Genomic DNA, 3341 nt, shown 5'->3' with positions numbered 1-3341 from the left:
ATCAGCACATCGGTCGCCCGGTTGATGCCATCGATCAACGAATGCCGACACCCGTACTTGTTGTCGAACTTCGACTTCGTCACCGCGTCGTTCACATTGATCGCCGGGAACAGCAGCGAACCGTCACGATGCATCTCGTACAGGCGGTGCACACCCGTCGTCGTCTCCTCCGTCACCCCACGGATCTCAGACGCGAGCTGAGTCCAGTCGAGGCCGCTGTCCCTCAGCAGCTCGAGCACCACACGCAGTTCGTCGTTGTCCGCCGTGGAGGGATCCGGGACCGCGCCCGCCTTCTGGTATTCCACACCCTTGTGGACGAGGAGCGTGGCGTCACCGCCGTCGTCCAGGATCATGTTGGGTCCGGCCGCGTCCGGCCACGTCAGGGCCTGCTCGGTGCACCACCAGTACTCCTCCAGGGTCTCGCCCTTCCAGGCGAAGACCGGAATCCCGGCGGCGGCGATCGCGGCGGCCGCGTGGTCCTGGGTCGAGAAGATGTTGCACGACACCCAGCGGACCCGCGCGCCGAGCGCGACCAGGGTCTCGATGAGGACGGCCGTCTGCACGGTCATGTGCAGCGAACCGGTGATCCGGGCGCCGGCCAGCGGCTGCTCGCGGGCGAACTCGCGCCGGATCGACATCAGGCCGGGCATCTCGTGCTCGGCGAGGGTGATCTCCTTGCGGCCGAACTCGGCCAGGGACAGGTCGGCGACCTTGAAGTCCGTGAATTCAGCGGACACTGAGGCTCCTTGAGGTCTGAATGGTGCGGTGGATTTCGAGGGCTGCCGTGGAGGTGTTGAGCGTGATGTAGTGCAGGCCGGGAGCGCCCTCGTCGAGCAGCCGCAGCCCCATCGCGGTCGCGTGCTCCACACCGATCCGGTAGGCGGTGTCCGGCTCGTCCCGGGCCGACTCCAGCCGGTGCGCCAGGTCCTCGGGGAACGCGGCGTCGCTCAGCTCCGCGAAGCGGCGGATCTGCCGTACGTCGGTGGCGGGCATGATCTCCGGGATGATCGGGGTGTCGCAGCCGGCGGCCGCCACCCGGTCCCACAGCCGCAGATAGTCCTCCGGGTCGAAGAACATCTGGGTGATGGCGTAGTCGGCGCCCGCCCGGCACTTGGCGACGAAGTGACGCAGGTCGGTGTCCGCGTCCGGGGACCGGGGGTGCCCTTCGGGGAAGGCGGCGACGCCGATCCTGAAGTCGCCGAGCGAGCGGACGAGCGCGACCAGCTCGTGGGCGTACGTGAAGCCCCGCGGATGGGGCGTCCAGGGACCGCGCGGGTCACCGGGAGGGTCGCCGCGCAGGACGAGGACGTCCCGGATGCCGGCGTCCGCGTACGCCCCCACGATTGCGCGGAGTTGGGCGACAGAGTGTCCGACCGCGGTGAGGTGCGCGACCGGCCGCAGCGTCGTCTCGGCGGCGATGCGCCGGGTGACGTCGACGGTTCGGTCCCGGGACGAGCCACCCGCGCCGTACGTCACGGAGACGAAGTCCGGCGCGAGCGCCTCGACCCGGCGGATCGCGTCCCACAGGGTCCGCTCGCCCTTCTCGCTCTTCGGCGGGAAGAACTCGAAGGAGAACGTGGGGGCTCCCGTGGGTTTCGCCCCGTCGGCGGGGCTCATCCGCGCCCTCCCGCGTTGAAGTAGCTCGCCTCGGGGTGGTGGATGACGATCGCGTCGGTGGACTGCTCGGGGTGCAGCTGGAACTCCTCGGAGAGGTGCACACCGATCCGCTCCGGCCGCAGCAGCTCCGCGATCTTGGCGCGGTCCTCCAGGTCGGGACAGGCGGGGTACCCCAGCGAGTAACGGCACCCCTGGTACTCGGTGCGCAGCATCCCGTCGAGGGCGGCCGGGTCGGCCGCCGAGATTCCCAGTTCGGCGCGGACGCGCGCGTGCCAGTACTCCGCCAGCGCCTCGGCCAACTGCACGGACAGGCCGTGCAGTTCCAGATAGTCGCGGTAGGCGTCCGCCTCGAAGAGCTTGGCCGTGGCCTCGCCGATACGGGAGCCGACGGTGACGACCTGAAGTCCGACGACATCGGTCTCGCCGGACTCCTCCGGGCGGAAGAAGTCGGCGAGGCAGAGGCGGCGGCCGCGCCGCTGGCGCGGGAAGGTGAAGCGGGTGCGCTCGCCGCCGTCCTCGTCGAGGACGATCAGGTCGTCGCCCTTGGAGACACAGGGGAAGTAGCCGTACACGACGGCCGCTTCGAGGAGCTGCGAGGTGTGCAGCCGGTCCAGCCAGCCACGCAGCCGGGGCCGGCCCTCCGTCTCGATCGTCCCGGCGTCCTTGAGCCCCCACTGGCCCTTGAACAGGGCGCCCTCGTCGAGCCAGCTCGCGTACTCCTTGAGCTGGATGCCCTTGACGACCCGGGTCCCGAGGAACGGCGGTTCCGGTACGGGGGTGTCGACGGCCACGTCGGAGCGGCCGCCCTCGTCCGGCTCGGTCACTTCCAAGGGGGCCGTTCGCCGGGGCACGCGGCGCTGCTTGAGCTCGGGCAGTGCGGCTCCCGGGACACCGCGCTTGACGGCGACGAGCGCGTCCATCAGGCGCAGGCCCTCGAAGGCGTCGCGGGCGTAGCGGACCTCGCCCTCGTAGATCTCGTGCAGGTCCTGCTCGACGTACGCCCTGGTCAGCGCGGCGCCACCGAGGATCACCGGGTAGCGGGAGGCCAGAGAGCGGGCGTTCAACTCCTGAAGGTTCTCCTTCATGATGACCGTGGATTTCACCAGCAGTCCCGACATGCCGATGACGTCGGCGCGGTGCTCCTCGGCGGCCTCCAGGATCGCGGAGACGGGCTGCTTGATCCCGATGTTGACGACGTTGTAGCCGTTGTTGGACAGGATGATGTCGACGAGGTTCTTGCCGATGTCGTGGACGTCGCCGCGGACCGTGGCGAGCACGATCGTGCCCTTGCCGTCCTCGCCCTCGACCTTCTCCATATGCGGTTCGAGGTGGGCGACCGCGGTCTTCATGACCTCCGCGGACTGGAGGACGAAGGGGAGCTGCATCCGGCCGGAGCCGAAGAGCTCGCCGACCGTCTTCATGCCGTCGAGAAGCGTCTCGTTGACGATCTCCAGCGCGGGACGCCCGGCCAGCGCGGCGTCCAGATCCGCCTCCAGACCGTTCTTCTCGCCATCGATGATCCGGCGCTTGAGGCGCTCGTCCAGCGGCAGAGCGAGCAGCTCCTCCGCCTTGCCGGCCTTCATGGAGGTGATGTTCACGCCGTCGAAGAGTTCGAGGAACCGTTGCAGCGGGTCGTAGCCCTCGGCGCGGCGGTCGTGGATCAGGTCGAGCGCGACCTTGACCTGCTCCTCGTCCAGGCGCGCGATCGGCAGGATCTTCGAGGC

The 3341-nt window shown here is 69.3% G+C and carries 3 protein-coding genes; all 3 read right to left on the bottom strand.

The window, feature by feature from the left end; genetic code table 11:
- Positions 1–737 (bottom strand): adenosylhomocysteinase (locus ACZ7J0_RS33710; protein WP_470893894.1); only part of this gene is annotated, 737 nt, incomplete at its 3' end.
- Positions 727–1617 carry a methylenetetrahydrofolate reductase [NAD(P)H] gene (gene metF, locus ACZ7J0_RS33705; protein WP_470893892.1) on the bottom strand — a complete coding sequence of 297 codons (891 nt, stop codon included), beginning with the start codon at positions 1615–1617 and terminating at the stop codon, positions 727–729. The genes metF and ACZ7J0_RS33710, both read right to left, overlap by 11 nt.
- On the bottom strand, positions 1614–3341 hold a 1728-nt coding region (locus ACZ7J0_RS33700), incomplete at its 5' end, for a vitamin B12 dependent-methionine synthase activation domain-containing protein (RefSeq protein ID WP_470893891.1). The genes metF and ACZ7J0_RS33700, both read right to left, overlap by 4 nt.

The sequence above is a fragment of the Streptomyces sp. NPDC038280 genome, from assembly GCF_055600045.1.
This window is presented reverse-complemented; position numbering and strand designations above follow the sequence as displayed.

Coding starts and splice junctions, on each gene's coding strand:
- metF (WP_470893892.1), bottom strand. CDS start 1,617: ATGAGCCCCGCCGACGGGGCGAAACCCACGGGAGCCCCCACGTTCTCC.